We start from the raw sequence: 26,216 nt of genomic DNA, 5'->3' as shown, positions 1-26,216 counted from the left end.
GCTTATTTTTGAAAAAAGGCTCAGATTATAAAATCCAAGCCTAACTTTTCTACTTACACACTTTACGGGATAGTGTCGCAAACCTATCACAGTGTAGATTCCTGCGGAATGACACACAAAATGAATTGTTAGATTTTGCGAAGTTTCATTGATGGATACAACGCTACAACATATTCAAAACTATGATTCGTAAGAATTTCCACGTTTTGATTTATACAATTTATCAATCCTAACCCTCACAGGTTTTGAAAACCTGTGAGGGTTGAACAAATTCACCTACAATAACGGCGTATTCAGAAAATCATTCAAAGGCTTCATCACTTTAAAGATTTTGGCAAGATTTTTCACGGCATTTTTATCGAAAACTTCTTCATCTTTCAGGTTATAAACCACGATAAAACTTTTCAGTTTGAGATACTCTCTCATCGGATCTTCCTTTTCAAAACCCTGCGGAATTTTTTTCAGCTTATCATCCTGATCAAGATCCTGAAAATACTTTTTGAATTCTTTGTTGTTGATGACTTTAAGAAAATCTTCTCCATACAAAGAAATTTCTTTTCTCAACTCTTTTAAAACTGAAGATTCCGGCATATAAATTCCTCCGGCAATGAACGATTTCCCCGGTTCCAGATGCAGATAATATCCGCCTTTCTGACTTCCTTTTCCCATTCCCAGTGAAGCTCCGAAATTCGTTTTGTAAGGGATTTTATCTTTTGAAAATCTTGTATCCCTATAAATTCTGAACAGAGATTTCTTGGCATCAATTTTTCCCAGTTCCTCATCAAAACCAGACATTTCTTTAATGAGATCTTCAAGGAAAGCAATCACATTTTCCTGAGATTCCGTGTAAAGGTTTTTATTTTCCGTAAACCATTCGCGGTTATTGTTAACGGTAAGTTGATTAAGAAAATCAAATACTTTTGGAGAAATTGTTGCGGACATCATTCTGTAAAGTTTTTTTTATTTTAAATTGTAAAACTGATAAATTGTAATGATTCAAATGTACAAAAACCGAACTGTTTTCAATTATACTTTTTCCACACAAATAACCAAATAAAGAATTTAAATCGATCTGAAAGTTCAAAATTTTTGAAAATTCATAAATTACAGAGAAAAAATAAAACACATCTAATAAAAAAAAACAATGGTTAACATCTTTATAATTTGCACCCTGTTTTTTTGCATTTAATTTTCAAAATAAAAGTAAAAGATTAAAGGATTCTGAATTTAAGTTTGATTATTTAAAAATAATTCAAAAACAAATCAAATATTTATTGTATATTTGCAGAAATTTTATAATATTTAATGAATTTATTTACGGAGACCAATTTAAGTCCTGATATTCTTAAGGCAATTGGCGAACTGGGTTACGAAAGCCCGACAGAAATCCAAAAACAGACTATCCCTTTTATTCTTTCAGATATTCGCGACTTGATCGCACTTGCGCAGACGGGGACAGGCAAAACAGCAGCGTTTTCGCTTCCGATTTTGGATATGATTGACGAAACGAGTCGCAAAATCCAACTTTTGGTGCTTTGTCCGACGCGGGAATTATGTCTTCAGATTGCTAAAGACATAAAAAATTATTCTAAGTACATGGCGAACATCAAAACTACTGCAGTTTATGGTGGAAGTAGCATTATGGAACAAATGAGATCTCTGAAGGACAAACCACAGATTATTGTGGGAACTCCGGGAAGAGTAATCGATTTGATTAACAGAAAGGCTTTAGACTTTTCTGCCATTCATTGGTTGGTTTTGGATGAAGCAGACGAAATGCTTTCTATGGGTTTCAAAGACGAATTGGAAACCATTTTAAGCGAAACACCGGAAACAAAACAGACTTTCCTTTTCTCGGCAACGATGAACAAGGAAGTGGAAAGAATTTCCAAAAACTATCTTACGAAGCCTCACAGAATTTCGGTAGGTTCTATTAACGAAGTTAAGAAGAACATTAAGCACGAATTTTATGTAGCAGGATACCGTCAGAAAAAAGAAGCATTAAAAAGATTAATTGATTCGAACCCGAATCAGTACTCTATTATTTTCTGCAGAACAAGAATGGAAACTCAGGAAGTTGCCGATTTCTTAATGCAGAACGGTTATGCAGCAGATGCGCTTCACGGAGATCTTTCTCAGGCGCAGAGAGATACGGTAATGAAGAAGTTCAGACTGAAAAATATTGATATTCTTGTAGCGACAGACGTTGCAGCGAGAGGTCTGGATGTAAATTCTCTTACCCACGTTATCCACTATTCTTTACCGGACGATCCTGAAGTATTCGTACACAGAAGCGGAAGAACAGGAAGAGCAGGAAAAGACGGAATTTCAATGTCTTTAATTAAGCCTGAAGAAAGCAGAAAATTAAAGCAGATCAAATCGGCTACGAAAATTGAAATCACGGAAGGTAAAATTCCTACCGGTGATGATATTATCAAAGCTCAGGTTGGTGGAGTTTTCGAAAGTCTATTCGAAATTCACGAAGATTTCTTTGAATTTGATGATTCTCTGATTCCTGATTTATCGGCATTCACCAAAGAAGAACTGGCTCACAAACTGCTTCAGTTCCAACTGAAAGATCTTGCAATGTACTACAAAGACAGACATGATCTTGTGGAACAGAAACTGAGCAGCAGAGATGACGACAGAGGTTCAAGAAGAGACCGTGACAGAGGAAGAGACCGCGACAGAGGGGAACGTGGAGAAAGAAGCGACAGAAGAGAACGTGGTGCAAAACCAAGAAGAAAGAACGAAAATATGGTTCGATTTTTCTTCAACCTTGGTAAAAAAGACCAACTGAAAAAACTTGACGTTTTAGACATCATCAACAAAGCGACATCTTCAGGAAAAAGCAAAAAAAGAGCCGAGATCGGAGACATCGAAATTCTAGAGAAATTCTCTTTCTTCGAGGTTGAAAAATCTTTCAAAGGAGATCTTTTAAGCAATATTTCTACAATGAAATTCAGAGGTAAGGAAATGAGAGCTGAAGAGGCTAATTAATCTTACTGAAAATATATCCAAAACCGGCTGTAAAGTCGGTTTTTTTATTTGATAATCAGGCGTTCATCCAATGTTAACAAAACTTAATGTTATACCCTTTCAGGTAAGGCGGTTTTTTAAGAAATTTGCACACGAATTATAAAAACTTTACAATGGGAATTGGTAATATTTTCCACGCTTTTCAACCGAAAGATAAAATCTTCTTTGTGCTTTTCGAAAAAGTAACAGAAAACCTTGTAGCAATGTCTGAGGAATTCAACCACGGAATCAAAGATTTCGATCTGAACGACGATTCTATGTTGAAAAAGATGAGCGATTACGAACACAAAAATGATGAGCTTACTCACGAGATCTTCGTAGAACTGGGGAAAAACTTCATCACTCCTTTCGACAGAGAAGACATCCACACTTTAGCAACAGGATTAGACGATATCGCAGATTACATCTACGCTTCTACAAAATATATTTTCCTTTACAAATCGCCTGAAATGAAGGCTTATTCAGACTTTTCATTGCTGATTCACAAAGCTTGTCTTGAGATCCAGAATGCAATGAAAAACCTGAAAGGATTCAAAAATATGGAGCAGGTAAAAGAAGCTTGTATCAAAGTAAACTCTATCGAAAACATTGCAGACGATTTGTTATCCAATTCTATGGTAGAATTGTTTGAAACAAACGATGCGATCAACATTATCAAAGTTTCATCTGTACTTAATTATCTTGAAGTCGTAACCGACAAAGCAGAAGATGTTGCCAACACGATTGAAAACATCATGATTAAATACGCTTAATTAATAATTATAATTAAACAATGGAATTTCCGATTTTACTTATAGTTATTATTGCATTGGCTTTAATATTCGATTACATCAATGGTTTTCATGATGCAGCCAACTCAATTGCGACTATTGTTTCTACAAAAGTTTTAACTCCGTTCCAGGCAGTTCTTTGGGCAGCACTCTGGAATTTTGCAGCATTCTTCATTGCGGCTTATATCATCGGAGAATTTAAAATTGGTAATACAATTGCCAAAACAGTTAATGAGAATTTTATCACCCTCGAAGTTATCTTTTCAGGTCTTGTTGCGGCAATCGCATGGAACCTTTTAACGTGGTGGTTTGGTATTCCTTCTTCCTCTTCACACACGCTGATCGGAGGATTTTTAGGAGCCGCTTTAATGCACGCTTTTATGATGGATTACCACAACGTTGCAGCAGCACAGCCGGAATTGGGGACTTGGGAAACCGTAAAGGCAGCCGCTTCGCAGGTAACGCACCAGAGCGTTGTGAAATTTGATAAAGTAATCCCTATTTTCCTTTTCATTTTCATGGCTCCAATTATCGGGATGATTATCTCAATTATCATTACTTTAATTATTGTTCACCTTTATAAAAGATCAAACCCGCACAAAGCAGACCAGTCTTTCAAAAAATTACAGCTTGCTTCTTCGGCACTTTTCAGTTTAGGACACGGTCTTAACGATGCGCAGAAGGTAATGGGAATCATTGGTGCGGCATTAATTTACTATCACGTTGAAATGCTTCACGATCCGATTTATTTAAATCTTGAATCAGCAGCACGTTTTGATTATTTCGCACAGCATTATATCTGGGTTCCTCTGGTTTCGTTTATCGCGATCGCTTTAGGTACAATGAGCGGTGGATGGAAGATCATCAAAACCATGGGAACGAAAATTACAAAAGTAACTTCTCTGGAAGGAGTAAGTGCTGAAACAGCAGGTGCTATTACGTTATTCATTACAGATCACTTCGGGATTCCTGTTTCTACCACACATACGATTACAGGTTCCATCATCGGGGTTGGTCTTACCAAAAGAGTTTCTGCCGTAAGATGGGGAATCACTGTAAGCCTTCTTTGGGCATGGGTTCTTACCATTCCGATCTCTGCAATTGTTGCCGGAATTACTTATCTTGCAGTAACTGCATTATCTTAAACAGCTGAGATTACTCAAAATAATAAAACTTTGCTCTTTCGGGCAAAGTTTTTTGTTTTCTTAAAGTTAAAATTTTTATTAATTTTATGTAAGATTAAATTATAAGCTATGAGCACTGCAGAATTACAAATAGACCTGATTAATCAGATCACAGGCATTACCAACAAGGCAAGATTAAAAGAACTATTGCAGCTTCTTCAATTTCAAAACGATGAAGAAATCTACGTAACCAATGAAGAAGAAAAAAAAGCAGTTTCGGAAGCAAGAATAGAAATTAAAGAGGGAAGTATTTTATCTGATGAAGATTTTCAGAAAGAAATAAATGCATGGCTAAACAAATAATCTGGACAAAAAGAGCCAGCAATGAATGGCTTGATATTCTTCAGTATTGGATTAACAGAAACCAATCAAACTCATTCAGTATAAAGCTTAATAATTTAATCAAAAATAATTTAGAATTACTTTCTGAATTTCCGGATATCGGAAGAAAGACAGATATACCAAACGTTTCTGTAAAGATTGTTCATAAATACCTTCTTTATTACGAATGTGTAGATCATAAAATTTATATTCTCACCATTCGACATGGAAGTAAAAATCCGGATACAGTTCAATTAAAATAATTTTTGACTTAATAATAAATCTTCACTCTTAAAACGGTGAGGATTTTGTTTTATAAAGCCCTGAAAAATTGTATTTTTGTTCAAACTATTAGAATTTATGGAATTTTTAGACAGATATCAGCAGATTGTTGCGGATGCTATTACCAAATATACCTTCAAAGATAAGCCTACCGAACTTTACGATCCCATGAACTATATTATTTCGCACGGAGGAAAGCGTCTTCGTCCGATCATGGTTCTGATGGCCTGCGATTTGTTTGGAGGTGATCTTAAAGAAGCTATAAAGCCGGCTCTGGCAATTGAATTTTTCCATAATTTCACGCTGATCCATGATGACATTATGGATGAAGCACCATTAAGAAGAAACAAACCAACCATTCATACCTTACACGGAATTAACGTTGGAATTCTTTCAGGAGACGGACTGATGCTGAAAGCCTATAAATTTTTCGAAGATCTTGAGCCTGAGATTTTCAAAGCGTGCATCAGGATTTTTACCCATACAGGACTGCTTTTATGCGAAGGACAGCAATATGACATCAATTTCGAAACTCAGGAAAATGTAACGTTTGACGATTACATCAGAATGATTACCTACAAAACCGGAGCTTTAAGCGCTTCTTCCTTTGAAATCGGAGCATTGATTGCTAAAGCAAACTTCAAGGATGCAAAAGCCATTTTTAACTTCGGAAAGCATATCGGAATTGCTTTCCAGATCATGGACGATTATCTGGATGTTTTCGGAGATCAGGCACAGTTCGGTAAAAAACACGCCGGAGATATTTACGAAAACAAAAAAACCGTTCTTTACCTGATGGCGAGAGAACACGCTACAGAAGAAGAAAGAAAAGAGCTGGATTACTGGTACTCTAAAAAGACCGATAATATCGATAAAGTTTATGGTGTAGAAAAGATTTTCAGAAGAACAAAAGTAGACGAAAAAGCTTTACGTCTGATCGAAAAACATAACGAAATCGGGCAAAGCTATCTTCAGAAAATCGATATTCCGGAAGAAAAGAAAAAGCCGTTTGCAGAGCTTGCCAATTATTTATTGAGAAGAGAATCATAATTTGATAATAAGTCAATTTGAAAATGAGTAAGCATAAACCTTAAATTTTCAAATTGACACATTCTCAAATTTTCAAATTGATTAAATGAAGTTCAGAACCGAAGTTGATATCAAAGAATCGCAGAAGAAGATTGAAGTTGAAGATAGAATATTTTCGATTGGCTCCTGTTTTGCCTCTGAAATGTCTGATCTTTTTCAGCAGGGGCAATTGCAGACTATCAATAATCCTTTCGGGACAATTTTCAACCCTTTTTCAATCAATAACGCGGTTAAAAGACTTCATGATGCTGAATTTTATCATGAAGATGAACTGATTACCTTCAACGATGAATTCATTTCTCTGGATCATCATTCAAGTTTTGATACAAGGTATGTTCATCAGACGTTACAGAAAATAAATTCCGGTCTTGAGGAGGGAAATTCTTTTCTCCAAAAATCCAACTGGGTGATTATAACTTACGGAAGTTCATTTATTTACGAATTTACGCCTAAAAACAAGCTCGTCGCTAATTGTCATAAAATTCCTCAGAAATTCTTTGAAAAAAGACTTCTGACCTTTCAGGAACTTACAGATTCTGTGTACAATACAATTTTAAACCTCAAAGACATCTGTCCGGACGATGTTCAGATCTTATTTACTGTTTCTCCGGTTCGCCATACCAAAGACGGTATGATTGAAAATCAGCTCAGTAAATCCAAACTGATCACGGCAATTCATGAGATGATTGATGAACTGGATTACTGTCATTATCTTCCGGTTTATGAAATCTTGATGGACGATCTCCGCGATTACCGTTTTTACAAAGAAGATATGATTCATCCTAACAATCAGGCAATTAATTACATTTTCGAAAAATTCGGAAATGCATATTTTTCGGATGAGACAAAAGATTTTATTAAAGAAAATTTTAAAATCCACAAAGCGTTGGAGCATAAAACCAACGATGAAAAAGATCCGAAATACATCGAATTTAAAGAAAAATTGAACCTAAGAATTGAAGCTCAGCGAAAAAAAGTAAAGCATAAAATATTTTAAAAACTAATGGCTATTATTAAAAACACAGAAGGATTATCAACCGATCAATTAAATGATGAATTACAGAAAGGTGCTAAATTCGTAGTTTTTTCATATACAATTTCAATTATTTTCCTATCATCAAAAAGACCAAGTGATATTTATTTTATAAAATCTGATGAGTCTTCCTCAAAATACAGTTGGAAATATTCGCTGTTGACTTTATTTTTTGGGTGGTGGGGAATTCCTTTCGGACCTATTTTCAGTATTGCCTCTTTTTACAGAAACTTTACGGGAGGAAAAGACATCACAAATGAAGTTTTACATCAGATAAACACCCATCATGTTGAGTCTTCAAATTCAATAGAATCAAAATGATTGATTTCACAAAGATCGACTATCTGAAGAACGGAAATGAAAGGCAAAAAAGAGCTTATGAAGTTTTAACGAGATATCATATTTTTGAAAAGCTGAAGGAATATTCTCCCATTTTGGCAGGAACTATTCCCATAGAAATTGATATTGAAGATAGTGATTTAGACATTATTTGCGAAGTTGATCTTAATTTTGAAGAGGATTTTTTAGAAGAATTGAGCTTTAAGAAAATTGTACCTGCAGAAACACAAGTTACGGTGGAAAATATAATGATTGAAAACGAAAAAGCAATTGTTATGAATTTCAGACTGGAAGAATTTTCTATAGAAATTTTCGGACAGAGCAGACCAGCAACCAAACAGAACGCCTACCTTCATATGATTGCCGAATACAAAATATTACAGGAAAAAGGTGAAGATTTTAAGCAGAGAATAATAGAATTAAAAAAACAGGGCATCAAAACGGAACCCGCTTTCGGTATCTTGCTGAATTTGGAAAAACCTTACGAAGACCTGTTAAAAATGATATAAAAATGATTGACACACATACACATTTATACGCAGAAGAATTTGATGAAGACAGAAAAGAAGCCATTCAGAGAGCATTAGATAAAGGAATTACAGAATTTTATCTCCCGGCAATCGATTCGGAATCTCACGAAAAAATGCTCCAACTGCAAGCTGAATATCCGCAACATATCTTTTCGATGATGGGATTGCATCCCTGCTACGTAAAACCGGAATCCTGGGAAAAAGAACTCGAAATCGTTAAGAATTATCTCGATCAAAGGTCTTTTCCTGCCATCGGAGAAATCGGAATCGATCTATACTGGGATAAAACCACTCTTGATATTCAGGTGAAGGCTTTTGAACAGCAAATCGACTGGGCAATTGAAAAAGATCTTCCTATCGTAATCCACACCAGAGAAAGCTTTGATGAAACTTTTGAAGTTCTGGAAAGAAAAAAGCATCCGAAACTGAGAGGAATTTTCCATTGTTTTTCAGGAAATTTAGAACAGGCAAAACAGGCAATTGACCTGAATTTCATTTTAGGGATCGGAGGTGTTGTAACCTTTAAAAATGGTAAAATAGATCAGTTTCTGCATGAAATCCCTTTGGATAAAATCGTTCTGGAAACAGATTCGCCTTACCTCGCTCCGGTTCCGTACAGAGGAAAACGAAATGAAAGCTCCTATCTTAATCTGGTTGCCGGAAAACTGGTAGATCTCTATAAAACAGACTTTTCTGAAATTGACAGAATTACTACTGAAAATGCGAAGAAAATTTTCGTTCAGATTTAAAAATAAAAGCCTTCCGGATTTGGAAGGCTTTCGCATTATTTCTTTCTAGTGAAATTTTTATTCTTAGGCTTTTTAAAACCAACCGATGCCGCTCCGTTATCCGGCTTTGACTTATTTCGGCTGAATTTTGAAGAATTTCCTCTTGCCTGTTTCGGTTTTTCCCCTCCTGCAGGAACTGGCTTGTTGTTCGAATCTCTTTTCTGAGCAACCAGATCGTCTGTATGAAACGGATGATTTTTTACCACAGGAATTTTCATTCCGATCAGTTTCTCCGTATTGCGCAGATTCAGCAGATCCAGACCGTCTACAAATGAAATAGAAGTTCCTTCCGCTCCTGCTCTACCCGTTCTTCCGATTCTGTGAACATAGGTTTCGGAAACATCAGACAACTCAAAATTAACAACGTATTTAAGCTCATCAATATCAATTCCTCTCGCTGCAATGTCTGTCGCAACCAAAACCCTTGTTTTTCCGGATTTAAAATTGTTTAAAGCATTCTGACGTGCATTCTGGGATTTATTTCCGTGAATAGCCTCGGTTGTAATATTATCTTTCTGAAGTTTTCTCGCAATTTTATCAGCACCGTGTTTCGTTCTTGCAAAAACCAATACAGAATCTGAAATGTCATTCTTTAAAATGTGCGTTAAAAGATTCAGTTTATTATCTTTTTCCACAAAGTACACCGACTGCTTAATGGTTTCTGCGGTAGATGAAACCGGAGTTACCTCTACCTTTACCGGATTATTAAGAATAGAATCTGCCAGTTTCTGTATTTCTGAAGGCATGGTTGCAGAGAAAAACAAAGTCTGTCTTTTCTGAGGCAAAAGTTTGATGATTCTTTTTACATCATGCACAAAACCCATATCCAGCATTCTGTCGGCTTCATCCAGTACAAAAATTTCAAGATTTTTTAAGCTGATGATTCCCTGAGCAATAAAATCCAGAAGTCTTCCCGGTGTTGCCACGAGAATATCAACTCCTTTTTTCAATGCAGCTTCCTGATTTCCCTGCTTTACACCGCCAAAAATTACGAGATGCTTTAAAGGCAAATATTTTCCGTAAGCATTGATGTTTTCTTCAATCTGGATTGCCAGTTCTCTTGTAGGCGTTAAGATTAAAGCTTTTATATTTTTGTTTGGAAATTTGTTCTGAGCAAGATTCTGAAGGATAGGAATCGCAAAAGCTGCCGTTTTTCCTGTCCCTGTCTGTGCGCAACCCAGAAAATCTTTACCTTTTAAAATTTCCGGAATAGATCTTTCCTGAATCGGGGTCGGGTTGGTATATCCTTGTTCCTGAATTGCTTTTGAAATAGGATCTATTAATTGTAAGTCTGTAAAATTCAAATAAATTGTATTTAATAATTAAAACAAAATTCCTTCAAAATGAAGGAATTATATTTTGCAAAGGTAGCTTAAATATTTTTAATGGATCAATTCACTTTTGTCCATTGCTGACTGAATCTTAAATCTTCAAAAAACTTATATAATTCTTCAAGTTTTTCGGTTCCTCTTTTCCCGTAATCTTCAACATGTTTTGAGGTTCCGTCGGCAAAATTAATTCTTAAATGGGAGGTTGGGAGATCCGTAATATTTCTTTCCCCATATTTTTCATTGAGATTTTTTACATTCAAACCATCTAATAAAGCTGATAATTTATTATAATCTTCCTGCTTAATAGTTCCTTTAAAGGTTCCTTCACGGGGTTTATTGAAATCTCCTTTAGAAAATCCGTTCGTAAAATTAAAATGTTCTGCCTCAAAAACAGCAGTTCTGTCAGGATTAACCGTTATTTTAAAAATAGGACAAGATCCGAAACAGGCACCTGCTTCATATTCGATTTTTGAATATTTTGAATTATTTTTTTGCGGGGTACACGAAAATAGGAAAATAAAGGCAAAAAGACTGAATATATATTTCATAGCTTACATTTGAGTGGTGTGTTTCAATAATTGTTCCAAAATATTATTGTAGTAACTACAACTTTGAAAAGAATTTTCAAGCAGAAAATAGTTTCAAATGTATTAATTTTTGATACAGCATTATTTTTAGAATAAAAAAACAGAACTCTGACGAATTCTGTTTATAATAAACCGTTAAGTATATTTTAACCCTCTTGTGGAAGACATACCGGTAAATCTGGAGCACAAGGACTGTTCAATGTTCCTGCTGCATAGTAAATTCTACGTTCACAGGTAACTTCATCATAACATCTTTTCATACCGGGCAAAGCTCCTCCTTTAATTTCTTTTAATTCTTCTCTTTTAATTTTTTTCAAATTTTTCATAGTAATTAATTTAAGTTTTCAAAAATAATTAAAATATCATTAAGTAGTGATTTTTATTTTAAAAAATAAGAAATTTGTTACATTATCTTTACTCTGTATTAATAATCAATATCATATGAAAATATAAATCTAATTTTGTTGAGAATTTTATCAAACTTTAAGTTAAATAAAACTTTATTCCGAAATAAATTTAAGCCTATTTTTTTTAATTCATAATGACTTGCATAATCTCTGACAATAATTGTTCTAAATATAAAAAGGTATTCGGATAAATTTTTGTTATTTTGACAATTGTAATTTTCTGATATGTATAATTTCCTCAAATCCATTATTAAAAGTTTTATTCCTCAAAATGTTCTTGTAAAAAATGAAGAAAATTTTAGAAAAATCTTAAAACCTTTATATAAAGGGAAAAACCATCAGTGTAATGTATGTGAAACCCAGCTTAAAAATTTTGCAAAACTTAATAATGGAGATTTGATTTGCCCTGTATGCGGGAGCATTTCCAGAACCAGAAGACTTTATAAGCTTTTAAATGAGGAATTTATTGTTCCTAATATTGCTATATTAGATTTTTCACCTTTCAGAATATTATACAGAAAATGGAAAAAGAAAAACAACATACAATATTTTGCTACAGATTTCGGAACCGATTTTATAGCTGACTACCGCTACGATATTACTGCAATTACCTGTAAAGACGAAACCTTTGATCTCATTATCTGTTATCACATCTTAGAACATATTGTAGATGATAAAAAAGCAATGAGTGAACTCTACCGGGTTTTGAAGAAAAATGGAACAGTCTTAATTCAGACACCATTTAAAAAGGGAGAAATTTATGAAGATTATTCTATCGTTACGGAGAAAGAGAGATTAAAACATTTCGGGCAGGAGGATCATGTGAGGATTTATTCCGTTGAAGGTCTGGAAACCCGTCTTAAAGAAACAGGATTTAATACGGAAATCAGAATTTTTGATGAAGATGTTTATCTGGGATTACAAAAGAACGAAACGGTGATTATCTGCAAAAAATAAAGGAGAAACGCTTTGTTTCTCCTTTTATATTTTAGTATCGGTTAAATCCTATCCATGTAATTTCTTCCAGATCACATCTTTCAGTTCCATAAGACCTTCTCCGGTAACGCCTGAGAAAAATAAAGGCTGTCTGTTTTCGGGAAATTCTGCGGAAATTTCTTTCCTCAACTCTTCATCAAGAAGATCGGATTTTGAGATGGAAATAATAAAATCTTTATCCAGCAATTCAGGATTGTATTCCTTTAATTCATTTTCCAGAATTTTAAACTCCTGAAAATGATCTTCAGAATCTGCAGGAATTAAAAACAACAGGATGGAATTCCTTTCAATATGTCTTAAAAAACGGTGTCCCAAACCTTTTCCTTCAGCCGCTCCTTCAATAATCCCCGGAATATCTGCCATTACAAAAGATTTATAATTTCTGTAATCCACAATTCCAAGATTAGGTGTTAAAGTGGTAAAAGCATAATCTGCAATTTTAGGTTTAGCCGCAGAAACAGAGGATAACAACGTAGACTTTCCTGCGTTCGGAAATCCTACAAGACCTACATCCGCAAGAATTTTAAGCTCGAAAACAACGTATCCTTCTTGTCCGTCCATTCCTGGTTGCGCAAATCTTGGAGTCTGGTTGGTAGAAGATTTGAAGTGCTCATTTCCCTTTCCTCCCATTCCTCCTTCCATCAGAATAATTTCCTGACCGTCTTCCAGAATTTCACCGATGATCTCGCCATCTTCATTTTTAGCAATCGTTCCGATAGGAACTTCAATATAAACATCGGCTCCGTAAGCTCCTGTTAACTGATTTTTTCCTCCGTTTTCACCACGCTCCGCTTTTACGTGTCGCGTGTAACGCAAAGGAAGTAAAGTCCATTCGTTGGCATTTCCTTTCATGATGACGTGGCCTCCTCTACCTCCGTCTCCTCCATCCGGACCGCCCTTAGGAATATATTTTTCACGGCGGAGATGCGCAGAACCTGCTCCTCCATGACCGCTTTTACAATGAATCTTTACGTAATCTACAAAATTTGACATAATTTTAATTCAAGGTTTTATGTTGAAGGTTCAAAGTTTTAACCTTGAATTTGGAACTTTGAACCTTGAATCAAAAATTTTTACTTTTGAAACTTCTCTACTTCAGCGAAAAGTTTTTCAGAGATTTCATTGATGTCTCCGACACCGTTGATCTCTACATATTTGCCCTGCTGCTTGTACAGCTCGGCTACTTCTGCTGTTTTTGCGTAGTACTCTTTTATTCTGTTTTGGATGATCTCTACATTGCTGTCGTCTGATCTTCCACTGATTTCTCCTCTTTTCAATAATCGGTCTACCAAAATTGAATCTTCAACCACCAAAGAAAGGCATACATCAATTTCATCATTCAGTTCTTCTTTCACTATTTTTTCCAACGCTTCCGTCTGAACAGCCGTTCTCGGATAACCGTCGAAAATAAATCCTGCTGCATCAGTAGGTTTTCTGATCTCATCGATCAGCATATCTGTTGTTACCTGATCCGGAACCAATTCTCCCTTATCAATGTAAGATTTTGCCAATTTTCCAAGCTCGGTATCATTTTTCATGTTGAATCTGAAAAGATCACCTGTTGAGATTTGTTTTAAATTGAATTTCTCGATCAGGTTTTGTGCTTGTGTTCCTTTTCCACTTCCTGGAGGACCGAACAGAACGATGTTTATCATAATGTTGTTTTGCTTCCGGCAATCGGCACTGCTTTTTTCGGCCTGCTTCCTGCTTTTAGCTGTTTTTAAGTTATTATTAAATTTATTTCTTTATTTTACTTTTAAGCTAAAAGCTATCAGCTAATAGCCAACAGCGTTTTAATGATTGATTTGTCCGTCTTCTAACTGGTACAAATTGGGTAAGTTTCTTCCTAATTCATCATAATCCAGACCGTACCCTAAAACAAATTTGTTTGGAATTTCTTTCCCGATATAATCCAGCTTGAAATCCTTCTTATATACTTCAGGTTTCAGTAAGAATGAAGCTATTTTTACAGATTTCGGACGCTGTGTCTCGTTAAAATACTTGAAAAGACTCTCTACGGTATTTCCGGTATCTACAATATCTTCTACCAGAATGATGTGACGGTCTTTTACATCCTTCGTCAGTTCCATTTTCTGGTAAACAATTCCTGTAGATTCTGTTCCCACGTAAGAACTCATCTGGATGAAAGCAATTTCGCATGGTCCCGGATAATGCTTCAAAAGGTCTGAGAAGAACATAATCACCCCATTCAAAACACCTATAAAAACAGGAACTTCATCTTTATAATCTTCATAAATCTTTAAAGCCGTAGCTTTTACAATCTCCTGAATCTCGGCATCCTCCAGATAAGGAACAAAAGTTTTGTCGTGAACTTTAATACTCTCCATAAAAAATTTTAGTAGTTGGCAAAGTTACGGATTTTTGACGAAAGTTTTTAATGGATAAAGATGAAGAGTTTTTAAAATCATTGGGCTTTATATTTTCAATGCCCTATTACAGAATGCCTTAGAAACATTTAAAATCATCTTACCGAAAGACAAAAGAATTCACTTAAAATTAAAACTAAATTTTAAAATTACCCAAAATGTTAAAAATCAAATATTTACAATCGCATTATTTTAACATTGTTTTAACCTTTTTTCTTATATTTGCTGATTAGTCCAAAAACCTTACAATGTCTCTGTACCAAAGAATTGCTGAGAAGCTGCAATATATAAGCCCGAATTTTTATAAAAAAAGATATTTTAAAACCTTAAACAATCTTACCAAAGATAATTTTTCGTCGCGAAATGTAGAACCGGAATTGGTTTGGATTAAAGAATTCTTACCTAAAAATGCAGTAATCTTTGATATCGGAGCCAATGTAGGAAGCTTCCTTTATCAGCTTGAAAATAAGCTGGATCATGAGAACATTTATGCTTTTGAGCCCAATAAAAAACTGTATCACCGTCTGAAAAGATTATTTCCGGCAATGCGGATTTTTCCTTTGGCACTGTCTGACGAAAATACAACGGCTGAATTTAAAGTTCCGATCATCAACGGAAAAATGGTTGCTTCAAGAGGAACCCTGAATACAGATTACAAGGAAAAAGGCGAAGAACAGAGCTACACCGAAAGAGTAAAAGTAATAAAACTCGACGAATGGGCGGCAATTGAACATTTCAGCAGGCTCGATTTTATTAAAATTGATGTGGAAGGCAATGAAATGAAAACACTTCACGGTGCGAAGCAGATTATTAAACAGTTTTCACCGACTTTAATGGTGGAAATGGAACAGAGACATCACCAGACTCCGATCTGGGAAGAGATCTCAGAAGTTGAATCGTGGGGTTATGATGCAAACTACCTGAACAGGCACACTTTTGAGCTTAAAAAATTAACGGAAGAAATTCTTTTAAAAAACATCAGCGACGAAAAAAATAAAACGGAATACATCAACAACATTATTTTTATTCCAAAAAACTAATAAAAGATGAGTGTAGTAGCAAGGCAGGGCTTTAAATATTCCATCATTGGGTATATTGGTTTTTTACTGGGAACCGTTTCAATATTTATTTTCATGAATAATCTTGAGTTCTACGGAACTTTAAGATATATCATGCCAACCGCAGAAATGTTCGTTCCTTTCGTTGTGTTCGGGATTTCTTATGCTAATGTAAAATTTTTCCATAAAGTAGATAAAGACGGAAAAAAGCAAAACATGCTTTCATTATCTCTGCTTGCTGTGGTCATTAATTTTGCTATATTTCTGTGTATCTTCTTTTTTATTCCCTATTTTTTTCCGGAATTTAAGAATACCAAAGCATGGAAAATTAAAAACATTATTCTGCCACTTACTTTAACTCTTTCTTTTTGTGCAATTTTTAATAAATATATTTCGAATTACAAAAGAATAGTCGTTTCTAATATTTTTGACAATCTTTTTCCAAAAATTGCCAATCTGGGTGCTTTTCTTATTTTTATATATTTAGCATCACGGTACGCAGAGCCTTCAACTATTCCTGAAAAAATCGCATTGATTTTCTTTTTCGGAATGTTTGCCCTGATGTTTTTTGGATATATTTTTTACACGAATAAACTGGAAAAAATAAATCTGGATTTCAGTACAGATTATTTCAAAAAAGATAACTTTTACAAAGAGTTCGCCGCTTATAGTTTTTTCGGGTTTTTAGGAACTTTTGGAAATTATTTAGCCATCAACAACTTTATGATTGGGGAATTTCTGGGAATGGAAGAAAACGGAATTTACTCTACACTGTATGCTTTAATTTCACTAATATCGATACCCCAATTAGGTTTATTTAATATTTCAGCACCTATTATCAGTAAAAACCTTGCAGACGGAGATATGGAAGGTCTGGATAAATTTCATAAGAAAACATCCCTCACTTTGTATTTTCTGGGAGCGGTTCTGTTTTCATGCATCATCATCGGGTTTCCTTATCTTACTTATTTTATGCCTAAAAACGGAATTCTTTTAAGGGAATATCAACCGGTTGTCTGGATTTGGGGATCTGCGGTTCTGGTCGATTTAGCAACGGGCTTCAACGGAAACATTATTTCCCTTTCAAAATATTATAAATTTAATATTGTTGTAATGCTTTTATTAGCAGGACTCACCATACTGTTAAATCTTTACTTTTTACAAAACACAGATCTTAAATTAAGCGGAATTGCCCTGTCTACAGCTATTTCTCTTACCACCTACAATGTCATCAAGATTATTTTCAACTATGTAATGTTTAAAGTTTCTCCTTTAACGATTGAAATGATTTTTGTATCCATTATCTGTACTTTAGCGGTTACAGTTGCGATTGTCTTGCCTAATTTCGAAAGTAATTTCATCAACATGATTTACAAACCCGCCGTTGTGCTGATCCTTATTTTTATCGGAAATTATTTTACCAAGATTTTTCCTGTTGAAGACTATCTGAACAAAAATTTCATCAAAAGTATTTTTAAATTTAAATAGAAATTAATTCGTTTAATAGCTTTTCGAGTTTTTGCTGAACAGATTTTTTATCGAAATCTTTTTGAAAGTCGAATTGACTGTTTTTGAGTGATTTAAACTGCTCCAGAATATCTTTTTGCTCAGGAACAATAAAATCTAATTTTGAAGCATAATTTGAAGGAAAAACAGCTTGTTTTCCAAATTTGATGGCATCTCCAAGATTTCCCGTCATTTTTGTTTTGCCGTACACTTCTTCCTGACCGAAAAACGTAGTTTTCTGCTGAATAGGACACCACAAAACGTCCGTTTTCTGCATCCAGTCTTCGAAATCAGCTTGAGAAACTCTCTCTGAAAAATAGGTAACATTGATATATTTCAATGAACGTTCCAGATCTATAATATCTTTTAATTCTTGATTTTTTGCTCTTCCTAAAAAGACAAATTCAATGAATTTATTTTCAGGATCTGAATGTTTATTTAACTTTTCAAGATTGTTTATGACTGAAAAAACTCTTTTATAATCTCTTCTTTGCTGGGAAACTCCACCCGGAATAACAATAATTAACACTTTATTTTCCGGTTTTTTAAAATTTTTAGTGTAAAAAAGAGGTAAAAATCTAAATCTTTCAGAACTCAGTTCTTCATCCAAAACCAATTGTTTTTTTGCTGTCTGATAGACTTTTGATGAATTTAACAGACCTTCTTTCCACAACAATTTCAGTCTGTACATCTGATCTTCTTTGAAAATACTTTTGATAAGGCTGAACTTTGAAGATTTCACAAAGTTCATGTTGTGAACAATTACGGAAGCGTTATATTTTTTTACAATGGCAAGAAAGGTGTTGAAATAACGGTGAACCGTTCCGATGATAATTACATCATATTTTTTTAATTTCAGCTGGTCTAAAATCATTGAACTGTCCGACAGAAAAATGTTCTCTCCGGATTCAATGATCTGATCTTTTATCTTTTTTGAAAAATAATAATCTACGGTAAATTCTCCGGAACCGCTCATTACATTGATAAAATCCTGAGCAATTTCGGCGTGGGTATCAATTTCTATGTAGGCTATTTTTTTCAAAATTCTAAAGTTTGGGCTAAAGCCAAATTGTTTTTTATATTTCGTTAAACGTACTAAAATCCGTTTCTATTGAATAGATTTTATTTTTGCTTATACTTAATTAATCATAATGCTTAATTTTAACGCAAAGTTCGCAAGAGTTTTTAAATATTAACCGCTTTTAAGCTCGCAAAGGCGTTTCACTCAGCAGAGAACCCAAAGTTTTTTTAATAATGACGAATTGCGGACAACCACATTTTATTTAATTAATTACATTTTCAGCCATTTTTTCTTCAGCATATTCCAGCGCTGATTGTTGATGACTCTCTGTTCCTCTTTTGAAATTTTCAGTTCCAATTTCTGAGAACGGCAGTTTTCATACGATTTAATGATTGAAAAGAAAAACGCAGCCGATTTGCTTTTCGCGGCTTCTTTTGAGGAAGCAATGTAGGCTAAAAACCGGTTCAGCCCTAAAAAATAAAAATATCTTCCGTAGTAATCTGCCGGTTTTATGGTATAATCAGCTCCTTTTACTTTAATTAATTTCACATGAAGTTCCGGAAGAACAATTTCTTTCCAGCCCAGATTTTCCAGTAAAATGGCATCGATATTGTCCCATCCCAAAGTTTCACGAATGCCTTTCATCCTGATAAAACTTTCTTTTCGGTATGCTTTCATCGGACCTCGAACATGATGTTTGTTGGAATTTCCTTCGTAAATCCATTCTCCGTCTTTTTCAACATACAGTAAACCACCAACCAATCCGTATTTCGGATTATTTCTGAATGCATTTTCTACCGTTTCAAGATAATCTTCCGATAAAATGATATCCGCATCAAATTTACAGATGATTTCAAAATCCTCTATATTCTGAGTATTCAAGCCATTTTTAAAAGCATTGACTACTTTTGAACCGGGTTGGTGCGCAGATTTCTGAAGATCAATCGTTTCAAATCTTGAATCATGATCTGTATATTTTCTGATGACTTCCGAAGTTCCGTCTGTAGAACCGTCATTAACGACCACCACTTTAAAATCCTTAAAACTCTGCCGTTGTAAAGAATCTAATGTAAAAGGAAGATTGTTTTCTTCGTTATGTGCAGGAATGATGATTAAAAATCTCAAAAGAAAAATATAAATGATGAATAATAAGCGATAACTGATAAAATCGGGTTAGATTTTAATCATTTATCGCTTACCGTTACTATTATTTGTTGTGGGGTTTCAGCATATTTTTAGGATCAAGGATCTCATCCAGTTTCTCCTGAGAAAGAAGTCCTTTTTCCAATACTAAATTGTAGACACTTTTTCCAGTTTCCAAAGCTTCTTTGGCAATCGCTGTGGATTGTTTGTAGCCGATGTAAGGATTTAAGGCGGTTACGATTCCGATGCTGTGTTTCACCATATTCAGGCAGACTTCTTTATTTGCTGTAATTCCGACGATACATTTTTCGCGAAGCGTATCCAGAGCATTGCTTAAAAAGTGAATATTTTCCATGATCGCGTGAGAAAGTACAGGTTCCATTACATTGAGCTGTAGTTGTCCTGCTTCTGCTGCAAAAGTTACCGTAAGATCATTTCCGAACACCTTAAAACAAACCTGATTAACCACTTCCGGAATCACAGGATTTACTTTTCCCGGCATAATAGATGATCCCGGCTGCATCGGAGGTAAATTGATTTCCGACAATCCGGCTCTCGGTCCTGAAGCAAGCAATCTTAAATCGTTGCAGATTTTTGATAGTTTCACAGCAAGACGCTTCATTGCGGATGAATAGATCACATAAGAACCTGTATCCGGTGTAGCTTCCACCAGATCCGGCGCTGAAACAACAGGAAAACCTGTTAACTGCGCTAAATTTTTCGCACAGAGTGTTGCATATCCAACCGGAGCATTAATTCCTGTCCCGATCGCAGTGGCACCCATATTTACTTCTACGAAAAGATTGGCATTGTTATTTAATTTAGAAATATCTTCTTCCAAAGTAGCGGCAAAGGCTTCAAATTCCTGTCCCAAAGTCATTGGAACCGCATCCTGAAGCTGCGTTCTTCCCATTTTGATAACATCCTGAAATTCTTTTCCTTTTGCTCTGAAAGCTTCAACGATTTTCTCCAGTTTTTCTACAAGAGAAATGTTCATCTGAAGCAGTCCCATTTTAATTGCCGTAGGATACGCATCGTTGGTAGACTGGGAAAGATTGATATGATCGTTGGGTGAACAGAATTCGTACTGTCCTTTATTTTTCCCGAGTTTTTCCAGAACACGGTTGGCAATTACTTCATTGGCATTCATATTAATGGAAGTTCCTGCCCCACCCTGAATCATATCCACCGGAAACTGATCGTGCAGTTCTCCGCCAATTAATTCATCACAAACTTCAGCAATGGTAAAATATAAATTTTCATCCAGCAGACCCAGCTCATAATTGGTTTTGGCTGCCGCTTTTTTTACAAAAGCCAACCCTTTGATAAACTCCGGATATGAAGATAAAAGCTGTCCTGAAATTTTAAAATTATTAATCGCTCTTTGCGTCTGTACTCCATAATAAGCATTCACCGGAACTTCTAATTCTCCCAGCAAATCGCTTTCTTTCCTGAAATTTTCCATTACAGATTTTTTAATTATTTTGAGACTTTAAAGATAGCAAAAACGCACCGAAACCGATGCGCTTTCCTTATTTATTTTGTAGGATATTTTACGTTTAAAGCCTGCAATATGGAGAAGGTTTCCGCGTCCATTATTCCGTCGTAATTCTGCGGTCTGAAGTGATACTGGAATGCTTCTATTGTTTTTTTCGTAGCATCATCCCATTTACCGCTCAGATCCAAGGCATACCCGAATTTCTGAAGTTGTGTCTGTACATTAAAAATAAACGTCGGATCGTTGTATTTTGACTGGAAATCCGTAGATGTTGCCAGATCATAGAAACTTTGCTTCACGGCATCATCATACCACATTCCGATTTGGTATTCGTCGTATAATTTTTTCCATGGAAATAAAGGTCCCGGATCCTGTTTTCTTGTAGGAGCAATATCTGAATGCGCCAGAATATTGGTTGCCGGAATATTATATCTCGCCACAATATCTTTCACTAAAGCAGCTACTTTTTTCACCTGAGCATCATCAAAAGGCATGAAAATTCTCTTTCCAGAAGCATCTGTGGTAAAGCCTGAATTTACGATCTCAATCCCGATGGAAGTATCATTAAGGTTTTTATCGGCTCTCCACGCACTTACTCCGGCGTGATACGAACGTTTATTTTCATCCACCAACTGATAAATTTCGTTATCTCCTGTATTATTTACCAGATAATGCGCACTTACCGCCTGCTGAGATAATACGGTAATGGATTTATCATCCGGTAAAGCCGTATAATGCAAAATTAAATATCGTTGTCTGAAATTCTGTGCAATTGCCGGAAAGTAAGTTTTCACCACTTTATAACCTGCGGGTTTTGCAGAAACAATAGAACCATAACTTGCGGTGTTGTCATTTTTAGTAATATCTGCAATATTGGTTGTAAAAAATTCTACTCCGTGATCGGAAGTAATTTTAGGTTTTGGCTTATCATTACCCGAAGTCTGAGTAGCAGTTTTCGGCTGTACCGCGGGAGTCCTGGGGATGTACTGTTTTTTTTTAGCATTTTGCTGAGAAGTGCAGGAAAAAATCAAAGAACTTAATCCGATGATATATAATGTATTACGCATTTGTTTACTTTTTTTGTTGTTTATTACCTCAAAAATACACAAATTTTTCTTGAAAAATATTTGGTAAATAAAGAAATCTGTTCTATATTTGCACTCGCAATAAAGGAACAACGATCATTAAAAAATAAGATAAACAGGAGGGTTGCCGGAGTGGTTAACGGAGCAGTTTGCTAAACTGTCGACGCGAAAGTGTCGCAAGGGTTCGAATCCCTTACCCTCCGCTTTTCTATATATCTTTTCGGGGCGTAGCGTAGTCCGGTCATCGCGCCTGGTTTGGGACCAGGAGGTCGCAGGTTCGAATCCTGCCGCCCCGACTTTTTTTAACGCGCTTATTTACTAACTAAGCGGGAATCAACTTTATAATGGGTGCGTAGCTCAGCTGGATAGAGCATCTGCCTTCTAAGCAGACGGTCAAAGGTTCGAATCCTTTCGCGCTCACAGAAACCTCATAGCTCTTGTTATGAGGTTTTTTGTTTATATTAACTTTATATTTTTTATCCATCAATCTACATCACTCAAACTTCATACAGAACAGAAACATCAAATGGAAATTTAATTTCCCTTAACAAATCCGAGGCTTCTAATTCATGAAAAACAATATTTTCACCCATTGATAAAGATGTTGATTTTACTAAAAAAGCATTCTCTTTTTTATTATTACTTCTAAAAATGTCATTAATAACATTCCACTCTTTTCTCTTAAACCTCTTAAGGTTTACCAGAATTGATTCAATCCGCAAGAATGATATTTCATCGATCTTCACGCAATAGTATGTCTTCTCATGAGTTTTAAAGTTCTTGTCAATACAATGAAATAAATACACCTCCTTTTCAAACGAAACTACTGATGTAATAACATCGTCATACCAATCAATTATATGTAAATTAGTAATGGTCATTTGTTTTAGTTTAGCTTTTAACTCTTACATTATATTTTGCTCCGCAGAATTATGAATTTAGATGTTCTGAAATCCTTTGATATAAAACACAGTCCCATAAAAATGATAACCAACCTTTATCATTAAGCTTTTTTTACCATTTCCGATATAAACAACTTTATCCTGAAATATGTAAAATAAATCTTTTCTAACGTTCAGCCTGCATTGATCAATTTTCATTTCTAACAATTCCTGCTGTAAATTTTCACCTATATTTTCAATTCCGTATTGATAGAAATTTTTATTGGAATGGTGTTCTAAACTTCTGATGTTTTCAGTTTGTATTTTTGAAATAGTCACGCATAGCCTTCGTTCCAAATAGAAATTATAAATAAACGAAATCACAAGCAAAAGAATGAATAAAAACAAAATTTTATTTTTCATTTAAATTTCATCTAAAATAATGGTTATTAAACAGGTAAAGATAACAAAAACAGACGTTCAAAAAATAAACCAAAAATTATTTCAATTTTACTTTCATAATTCAAAAAAAGTTTATACATTTGCAACCACAAAAAACAAGGTAATTCTTGTTAAAAAGATGACCTCAATCGGGGCGTAGCGTAGTCCGGTCATCGCGCCTGGTTTGGGACCAGGAGGTCGCAGGTTCGAATCCTGCCGCCCCGACAATTTTAGGGTGCGTAGCTCAGCTGGATAGAGCATCTGCCTTCTAAGCAGACGGTCAAAGGTTCGAATCCTTTCGCGCTCACTTAAGCCTCATAACTTTGTTATGAGGTTTTTTGTTTACATTAATGTATGTGCTACTGCTATATTCTTTTTTCTAAATCTTTAAATAAATATTATGTCGGACATTCCTGTGAAATTTTACAGGAAAGATTAAGGAAACATTTATCGGATCATAATGGCTTTACTTCGAAAGCTAAAGACTGGATGATTGTTTATTCAGAAAGTTTTGATTCTAAAATTGAAGCTTATAAAAGAGAAAGGGAAATAAAGTCATGGAAAAGCAGTTCCAAAATCCAAAAGCTAATTGAGAGTTCAGCCAGATAGAGCATCCCGATTGTAATCGGGACGGTCAAAGGTTCGAATCCTTTCGCGCTCACTTAAACTTCATAGCTTTTGTTATGAGGTTTTTTGTTTATAATAACCCAAAGATATTACCCTCTTTCCTTTTTTAAATATTCAATAAACTTTGAAGGAGGAATCCCCATTTTTTCGATAAAAATTCTACTGAAAACGGTGTGAGAAGAAAATCCGCATTCTTCTGCAAGATAGCTGATCTTATAGTTCAGATATTCAGGATTCTGTTTTAACTTCATAACAATATAGTCGATTCTTAACTGGTTCAGATAGCTATTAAAATTGCTTTGTTTATGCTTTTTAATAATGGATGAAAGATAATTCGTGTTCGTTCCTATCTGCGCAGAAAGGACGCTTAAAGACATCGAAGGGGATAAAAACTGTTTCTTTTGTTCAAACTTATTCAGTTTATCCAGAATTTCGTTTTCCTTTTCATCAGAAAGATTATTTTTATTAGACTTGGTATTGTTTTCATCTTTTATCGGGGCTGGAATTTGCTTTTCTAAATGTGCATTAATTTCCATAAATCTTTTTTTATATTTTTTTAGCGTAAAAAAACGATGGACTAAATAAGCAGTAAGCAATCCTAACACTAAAACAGCTATCCATAGATAACTCATAAAGCTTTTTGTATGGTTCAATTCATATTCAAGAGGTTGTATTTGGTCTAAATTATAGAGTTTGGCAATGAAATCTGCCTTTGAATTGTAATCAAACTTTTGATTTGCCTTCTCATAAAGCCGGGAATATTTAAGATATGCTTTTTCATCTCCCATTTTATCAGTTGCCTGCATTGCGATTTTATAAAGTTCAAGCTCGTAGTTGATAAATCCAAAACTTATTTGTTTGGATTTAAGTGCCTGTTCACAGTAAGCCAATGAGGTTTTATATTTTTTTTTGAGAAGATAAGCCTGTGCTAAATAGTAAGAGTCGTAAAAAACTGTTACTTTGTCATCTCTAAACTCATTTAAATCTTTATTTGCCTTTTCAATAGCATCATCGAGATTTCCCGATAAAATAGCGTAATGAATTTCACTATCACGTACTCCTTCGCTATCCAAATCACTTAAAGACAAAGGTAAACTTTTGATTTTTTTTAGATAAAAAGCTGCAGAATCTAATTTTTTCTGCAGCAGATAGGCGTCTACAATACTGTTATATTTTTCCCGCTTAGCACGATTTATTTCTAGAAAGATTTCCGGTGCGATTTTTTTTTGATTAGCCAGATAATCATCCAAATCTTTTACTGCTTTTATGTAGCCTTTTATTTTCTTGTCAAAATCACCTATTACTCCATACACCAAACCTTCATCACCTCCAAAAATCAATTCCTGAATGTTAGACTTATCCTTGGATTCGTACATTCTCTTTTTTTTCAGGCAGAACAATGCCAAATCATTCTTATTTTGAAGAGCATATATTAACGCTATCATATTCAAATTGTTGGCATACATTGTAAAATCCTCTTCTTTTTGTGCGTAAAAATTAGAAATTTTTATAAACTGTAGTGATTTATCGAAGTTATTCATTATTTCCAGATAATACTTTTCTCCACAGATTCTATAATATTTCATTTTATCTTTGTCGGACAAATTTCTTTTTGCCATCTCATCACAATAGATTTTAGGATTTTTTTCAGAATAAGATTTTCTGATGAGATCACCCAAAGAATATTTTTGTAAAGAATCTGCATTCTTCTGAATATTTTTTTGTCCCGCTATGGCATGCACAGAAATACAGTATAGAAATAATATGAATATTTTTTTACGGAAGAAGCTTTTCATCATTCTTAGGTTTATACAAAAATAACATTTCAGTTGTATAGTATGCTTATTTTCTATGATTTAAAATACTGATATGA

General features: G+C 34.6%; 28 protein-coding genes and 6 tRNA genes. 20 read left to right on the top strand and 14 right to left on the bottom strand.

Annotated elements, in window-relative coordinates:
• Positions 1-276: 276 nt before the first annotated feature.
• Positions 277-945, bottom strand: a complete 669-nt coding sequence (locus H6W52_RS13505) for a DUF2461 domain-containing protein (protein ID WP_228457577.1) — start codon at positions 943-945, stop codon at positions 277-279.
• A 360-nt stretch (positions 946-1,305) separates the two neighbouring features.
• On the opposite strand from H6W52_RS13505, the gene H6W52_RS13500 reads away from it, so the two are divergent.
• The 10 genes from H6W52_RS13500 (at position 1,306) to H6W52_RS13455 (ending at position 9,336) form a co-directional block, all read left to right on the top strand.
• Positions 1,306-3,000: a DEAD/DEAH box helicase gene (locus H6W52_RS13500; protein WP_116098975.1), complete on the top strand. Its 1,695-nt coding sequence runs from the start codon at positions 1,306-1,308 to the stop codon at positions 2,998-3,000.
• A 152-nt stretch (positions 3,001-3,152) separates the two neighbouring features.
• Positions 3,153-3,791 carry a DUF47 domain-containing protein gene (locus H6W52_RS13495; RefSeq protein WP_076392175.1) on the top strand — a complete coding sequence of 213 codons (639 nt, stop codon included), beginning with the start codon at positions 3,153-3,155 and terminating at the stop codon, positions 3,789-3,791.
• Between the two features lie 20 nt (positions 3,792-3,811).
• Positions 3,812-4,954, top strand: coding sequence for an inorganic phosphate transporter (locus tag H6W52_RS13490; protein WP_087712448.1), 1,143 nt, complete (start codon positions 3,812-3,814; stop codon positions 4,952-4,954).
• Between the two features lie 108 nt (positions 4,955-5,062).
• Positions 5,063-5,296: a hypothetical protein gene (locus H6W52_RS13485; protein ID WP_116098974.1), complete on the top strand. Its 234-nt coding sequence runs from the start codon at positions 5,063-5,065 to the stop codon at positions 5,294-5,296.
• Positions 5,281-5,577, top strand: coding sequence for a type II toxin-antitoxin system RelE/ParE family toxin (locus H6W52_RS13480; RefSeq protein ID WP_116098973.1), 297 nt, complete (start codon positions 5,281-5,283; stop codon positions 5,575-5,577). Before H6W52_RS13485 ends, H6W52_RS13480 begins: the two co-directional genes overlap by 16 nt.
• A gap of 97 nt (positions 5,578-5,674) precedes the next feature.
• Positions 5,675-6,646: a polyprenyl synthetase family protein gene (locus H6W52_RS13475; RefSeq protein ID WP_116098972.1), complete on the top strand. Its 972-nt coding sequence runs from the start codon at positions 5,675-5,677 to the stop codon at positions 6,644-6,646.
• A gap of 85 nt (positions 6,647-6,731) precedes the next feature.
• A complete protein-coding gene (locus H6W52_RS13470) occupies positions 6,732-7,682 on the top strand; it encodes a GSCFA domain-containing protein (protein ID WP_116098971.1) in 951 nt (316 codons plus the stop codon).
• Between the two features lie 6 nt (positions 7,683-7,688).
• Positions 7,689-8,039 (top strand): hypothetical protein, encoded by a 351-nt coding sequence (locus tag H6W52_RS13465; RefSeq protein WP_116098970.1) that lies wholly within the window; start codon positions 7,689-7,691, stop codon positions 8,037-8,039.
• Positions 8,036-8,566: a DUF4269 domain-containing protein gene (locus H6W52_RS13460; protein ID WP_116098969.1), complete on the top strand. Its 531-nt coding sequence runs from the start codon at positions 8,036-8,038 to the stop codon at positions 8,564-8,566. Before H6W52_RS13465 ends, H6W52_RS13460 begins: the two co-directional genes overlap by 4 nt.
• A 2-nt stretch (positions 8,567-8,568) precedes the next feature.
• A complete protein-coding gene (locus H6W52_RS13455) occupies positions 8,569-9,336 on the top strand; it encodes a TatD family hydrolase (protein WP_116098968.1) in 768 nt (255 codons plus the stop codon).
• A gap of 35 nt (positions 9,337-9,371) precedes the next feature.
• Here the strand turns inward: H6W52_RS13455 and H6W52_RS13450 are convergent, their stop codons facing one another.
• From H6W52_RS13450 to H6W52_RS13440, 3 genes are all read right to left on the bottom strand, one after another.
• Entirely contained in the window at positions 9,372-10,679 is a 1,308-nt protein-coding gene (locus H6W52_RS13450; protein ID WP_116098967.1) for a DEAD/DEAH box helicase, read from the bottom strand.
• An 86-nt stretch (positions 10,680-10,765) separates the two neighbouring features.
• Complete coding sequence (locus H6W52_RS13445) at positions 10,766-11,254, bottom strand: DUF6438 domain-containing protein (RefSeq protein ID WP_116098966.1); 489 nt, start codon at positions 11,252-11,254, stop codon at positions 10,766-10,768.
• A gap of 185 nt (positions 11,255-11,439) precedes the next feature.
• A complete protein-coding gene (locus tag H6W52_RS13440) occupies positions 11,440-11,619 on the bottom strand; it encodes a bacteriocin-like protein (protein WP_116098965.1) in 180 nt (59 codons plus the stop codon).
• 306 nt (positions 11,620-11,925) lie between these two features.
• Between H6W52_RS13440 and H6W52_RS13435 the strand changes: the two genes are divergently transcribed.
• A complete protein-coding gene (locus H6W52_RS13435; RefSeq protein WP_116098963.1) occupies positions 11,926-12,657 on the top strand; it encodes a class I SAM-dependent methyltransferase in 732 nt (243 codons plus the stop codon).
• Between the two features lie 48 nt (positions 12,658-12,705).
• Here the strand turns inward: H6W52_RS13435 and obgE are convergent, their stop codons facing one another.
• The 3 genes from obgE to hpt all read right to left on the bottom strand — a co-directional run bounded on the left by obgE (position 12,706) and on the right by hpt (position 15,044).
• A complete protein-coding gene (gene obgE / locus H6W52_RS13430; RefSeq protein WP_076392153.1) occupies positions 12,706-13,689 on the bottom strand; it encodes a GTPase ObgE in 984 nt (327 codons plus the stop codon).
• Between the two features lie 80 nt (positions 13,690-13,769).
• Positions 13,770-14,351 (bottom strand): adenylate kinase, encoded by a 582-nt coding sequence (locus tag H6W52_RS13425; protein WP_076392151.1) that lies wholly within the window; start codon positions 14,349-14,351, stop codon positions 13,770-13,772.
• Positions 14,352-14,489: 138 nt separating this feature from the next.
• Positions 14,490-15,044 (bottom strand): hypoxanthine phosphoribosyltransferase, encoded by a 555-nt coding sequence (hpt, locus tag H6W52_RS13420; RefSeq protein WP_076392149.1) that lies wholly within the window; start codon positions 15,042-15,044, stop codon positions 14,490-14,492.
• A 287-nt stretch (positions 15,045-15,331) separates the two neighbouring features.
• On the opposite strand from hpt, the gene H6W52_RS13415 reads away from it, so the two are divergent.
• Both H6W52_RS13415 and H6W52_RS13410 read left to right on the top strand, forming a co-directional pair.
• Complete coding sequence (locus H6W52_RS13415) at positions 15,332-16,123, top strand: FkbM family methyltransferase (protein WP_116098962.1); 792 nt, start codon at positions 15,332-15,334, stop codon at positions 16,121-16,123.
• Between the two features lie 6 nt (positions 16,124-16,129).
• A complete protein-coding gene (locus H6W52_RS13410) occupies positions 16,130-17,629 on the top strand; it encodes a lipopolysaccharide biosynthesis protein (RefSeq protein ID WP_116098961.1) in 1,500 nt (499 codons plus the stop codon).
• On the opposite strand, the gene H6W52_RS13405 is transcribed toward H6W52_RS13410, so the two are convergent.
• The 4 genes from H6W52_RS13405 to H6W52_RS13390 form a co-directional block, all read right to left on the bottom strand.
• Complete coding sequence (locus H6W52_RS13405) at positions 17,622-18,689, bottom strand: hypothetical protein (protein WP_116098960.1); 1,068 nt, start codon at positions 18,687-18,689, stop codon at positions 17,622-17,624. The two genes, H6W52_RS13410 and H6W52_RS13405, sit on opposite strands and share 8 nt — an antisense overlap.
• A gap of 249 nt (positions 18,690-18,938) precedes the next feature.
• Entirely contained in the window at positions 18,939-19,793 is an 855-nt protein-coding gene (locus H6W52_RS13400; protein WP_116098959.1) for a glycosyltransferase family 2 protein, read from the bottom strand.
• Positions 19,794-19,875: 82 nt separating this feature from the next.
• Entirely contained in the window at positions 19,876-21,276 is a 1,401-nt protein-coding gene (gene aspA / locus H6W52_RS13395) for an aspartate ammonia-lyase (RefSeq protein WP_116098958.1), read from the bottom strand.
• Positions 21,277-21,347: 71 nt separating this feature from the next.
• Positions 21,348-22,376 (bottom strand): N-acetylmuramoyl-L-alanine amidase, encoded by a 1,029-nt coding sequence (locus H6W52_RS13390; protein ID WP_116098957.1) that lies wholly within the window; start codon positions 22,374-22,376, stop codon positions 21,348-21,350.
• Between the two features lie 136 nt (positions 22,377-22,512).
• Between H6W52_RS13390 and H6W52_RS13385 the strand changes: the two genes are divergently transcribed.
• From H6W52_RS13385 to H6W52_RS13375, 3 genes are all read left to right on the top strand, one after another.
• Positions 22,513-22,597 (top strand) — tRNA-Ser (locus H6W52_RS13385).
• An 18-nt stretch (positions 22,598-22,615) separates the two neighbouring features.
• Positions 22,616-22,690, top strand: a tRNA-Pro gene (locus tag H6W52_RS13380).
• Between the two features lie 50 nt (positions 22,691-22,740).
• Positions 22,741-22,814 (top strand) — tRNA-Arg (locus H6W52_RS13375).
• Between the two features lie 77 nt (positions 22,815-22,891).
• On the opposite strand, the gene H6W52_RS13370 is transcribed toward H6W52_RS13375, so the two are convergent.
• Together H6W52_RS13370 and H6W52_RS13365 are read right to left on the bottom strand one after the other, a co-directional pair.
• A complete protein-coding gene (locus H6W52_RS13370) occupies positions 22,892-23,275 on the bottom strand; it encodes a hypothetical protein (protein ID WP_116098956.1) in 384 nt (127 codons plus the stop codon).
• Positions 23,276-23,332: 57 nt separating this feature from the next.
• The gene (locus H6W52_RS13365; protein WP_116098955.1) at positions 23,333-23,698 is read right to left on the bottom strand and encodes a hypothetical protein; all 366 of its coding nucleotides are present in this window, start codon (positions 23,696-23,698) and stop codon (positions 23,333-23,335) included.
• A gap of 168 nt (positions 23,699-23,866) precedes the next feature.
• Between H6W52_RS13365 and H6W52_RS13360 the strand changes: the two genes are divergently transcribed.
• The 4 genes from H6W52_RS13360 to H6W52_RS13345 all read left to right on the top strand — a co-directional run bounded on the left by H6W52_RS13360 (position 23,867) and on the right by H6W52_RS13345 (position 24,377).
• A tRNA-Pro gene (locus H6W52_RS13360) sits at positions 23,867-23,941 on the top strand.
• 8 nt (positions 23,942-23,949) lie between these two features.
• A tRNA-Arg gene (locus H6W52_RS13355) sits at positions 23,950-24,023 on the top strand.
• A 47-nt stretch (positions 24,024-24,070) separates the two neighbouring features.
• The gene (locus tag H6W52_RS13350; RefSeq protein WP_116098954.1) at positions 24,071-24,325 is read left to right on the top strand and encodes a GIY-YIG nuclease family protein; all 255 of its coding nucleotides are present in this window, start codon (positions 24,071-24,073) and stop codon (positions 24,323-24,325) included.
• Positions 24,308-24,377 (top strand) — tRNA-Thr (locus tag H6W52_RS13345). The genes H6W52_RS13350 and H6W52_RS13345 overlap by 18 nt, the downstream gene beginning before the upstream one ends.
• A 55-nt stretch (positions 24,378-24,432) precedes the next feature.
• On the opposite strand, the gene H6W52_RS13340 is transcribed toward H6W52_RS13345, so the two are convergent.
• A complete protein-coding gene (locus tag H6W52_RS13340) occupies positions 24,433-26,142 on the bottom strand; it encodes a helix-turn-helix transcriptional regulator (RefSeq protein ID WP_185216751.1) in 1,710 nt (569 codons plus the stop codon).
• Between the last annotated feature and the right edge of the window lie 74 nt (positions 26,143-26,216).

The sequence above is a fragment of the Chryseobacterium sp. C2(2020) genome (assembly GCF_014218915.1).
Taxonomy (GTDB): Bacteria; Bacteroidota; Bacteroidia; order Flavobacteriales; family Weeksellaceae; genus Chryseobacterium; species Chryseobacterium mucoviscidosis.
The sequence above is the reverse complement of the archived record's forward strand: the minus strand, read 5'-3'. Positions and strand labels throughout refer to the sequence as shown.

Excerpts from the sequence above, each read along its gene's own strand:
- H6W52_RS13505 (WP_228457577.1), bottom strand. The coding sequence starts at position 945 with ATGATGTCCGCAACAATTTCTCCAAAAGTATTTGATTTTCTTAATCAA.
- H6W52_RS13500 (WP_116098975.1), top strand. The coding sequence starts at position 1,306 with ATGAATTTATTTACGGAGACCAATTTAAGTCCTGATATTCTTAAGGCA.
- H6W52_RS13495 (WP_076392175.1), top strand. The coding sequence starts at position 3,153 with ATGGGAATTGGTAATATTTTCCACGCTTTTCAACCGAAAGATAAAATC.
- H6W52_RS13490 (WP_087712448.1), top strand. The coding sequence starts at position 3,812 with ATGGAATTTCCGATTTTACTTATAGTTATTATTGCATTGGCTTTAATA.
- H6W52_RS13485 (WP_116098974.1), top strand. The coding sequence starts at position 5,063 with ATGAGCACTGCAGAATTACAAATAGACCTGATTAATCAGATCACAGGC.
- H6W52_RS13480 (WP_116098973.1), top strand. The coding sequence starts at position 5,281 with ATGGCTAAACAAATAATCTGGACAAAAAGAGCCAGCAATGAATGGCTT.
- H6W52_RS13475 (WP_116098972.1), top strand. The coding sequence starts at position 5,675 with ATGGAATTTTTAGACAGATATCAGCAGATTGTTGCGGATGCTATTACC.
- H6W52_RS13470 (WP_116098971.1), top strand. The coding sequence starts at position 6,732 with ATGAAGTTCAGAACCGAAGTTGATATCAAAGAATCGCAGAAGAAGATT.
- H6W52_RS13465 (WP_116098970.1), top strand. The coding sequence starts at position 7,689 with ATGGCTATTATTAAAAACACAGAAGGATTATCAACCGATCAATTAAAT.
- H6W52_RS13460 (WP_116098969.1), top strand. The coding sequence starts at position 8,036 with ATGATTGATTTCACAAAGATCGACTATCTGAAGAACGGAAATGAAAGG.
- H6W52_RS13455 (WP_116098968.1), top strand. The coding sequence starts at position 8,569 with ATGATTGACACACATACACATTTATACGCAGAAGAATTTGATGAAGAC.
- H6W52_RS13445 (WP_116098966.1), bottom strand. The coding sequence starts at position 11,254 with ATGAAATATATATTCAGTCTTTTTGCCTTTATTTTCCTATTTTCGTGT.
- H6W52_RS13440 (WP_116098965.1), bottom strand. The coding sequence starts at position 11,619 with ATGAAAAATTTGAAAAAAATTAAAAGAGAAGAATTAAAAGAAATTAAA.
- H6W52_RS13435 (WP_116098963.1), top strand. The coding sequence starts at position 11,926 with ATGTATAATTTCCTCAAATCCATTATTAAAAGTTTTATTCCTCAAAAT.
- obgE (WP_076392153.1), bottom strand. The coding sequence starts at position 13,689 with ATGTCAAATTTTGTAGATTACGTAAAGATTCATTGTAAAAGCGGTCAT.
- H6W52_RS13425 (WP_076392151.1), bottom strand. The coding sequence starts at position 14,351 with ATGATAAACATCGTTCTGTTCGGTCCTCCAGGAAGTGGAAAAGGAACA.
- hpt (WP_076392149.1), bottom strand. The coding sequence starts at position 15,044 with ATGGAGAGTATTAAAGTTCACGACAAAACTTTTGTTCCTTATCTGGAG.
- H6W52_RS13415 (WP_116098962.1), top strand. The coding sequence starts at position 15,332 with ATGTCTCTGTACCAAAGAATTGCTGAGAAGCTGCAATATATAAGCCCG.
- H6W52_RS13410 (WP_116098961.1), top strand. The coding sequence starts at position 16,130 with ATGAGTGTAGTAGCAAGGCAGGGCTTTAAATATTCCATCATTGGGTAT.
- aspA (WP_116098958.1), bottom strand. The coding sequence starts at position 21,276 with ATGGAAAATTTCAGGAAAGAAAGCGATTTGCTGGGAGAATTAGAAGTT.
- H6W52_RS13390 (WP_116098957.1), bottom strand. The coding sequence starts at position 22,376 with ATGCGTAATACATTATATATCATCGGATTAAGTTCTTTGATTTTTTCC.
- H6W52_RS13370 (WP_116098956.1), bottom strand. The coding sequence starts at position 23,275 with ATGACCATTACTAATTTACATATAATTGATTGGTATGACGATGTTATT.
- H6W52_RS13365 (WP_116098955.1), bottom strand. The coding sequence starts at position 23,698 with ATGAAAAATAAAATTTTGTTTTTATTCATTCTTTTGCTTGTGATTTCG.
- H6W52_RS13350 (WP_116098954.1), top strand. The coding sequence starts at position 24,071 with ATGTGCTACTGCTATATTCTTTTTTCTAAATCTTTAAATAAATATTAT.
- H6W52_RS13340 (WP_185216751.1), bottom strand. The coding sequence starts at position 26,142 with ATGATGAAAAGCTTCTTCCGTAAAAAAATATTCATATTATTTCTATAC.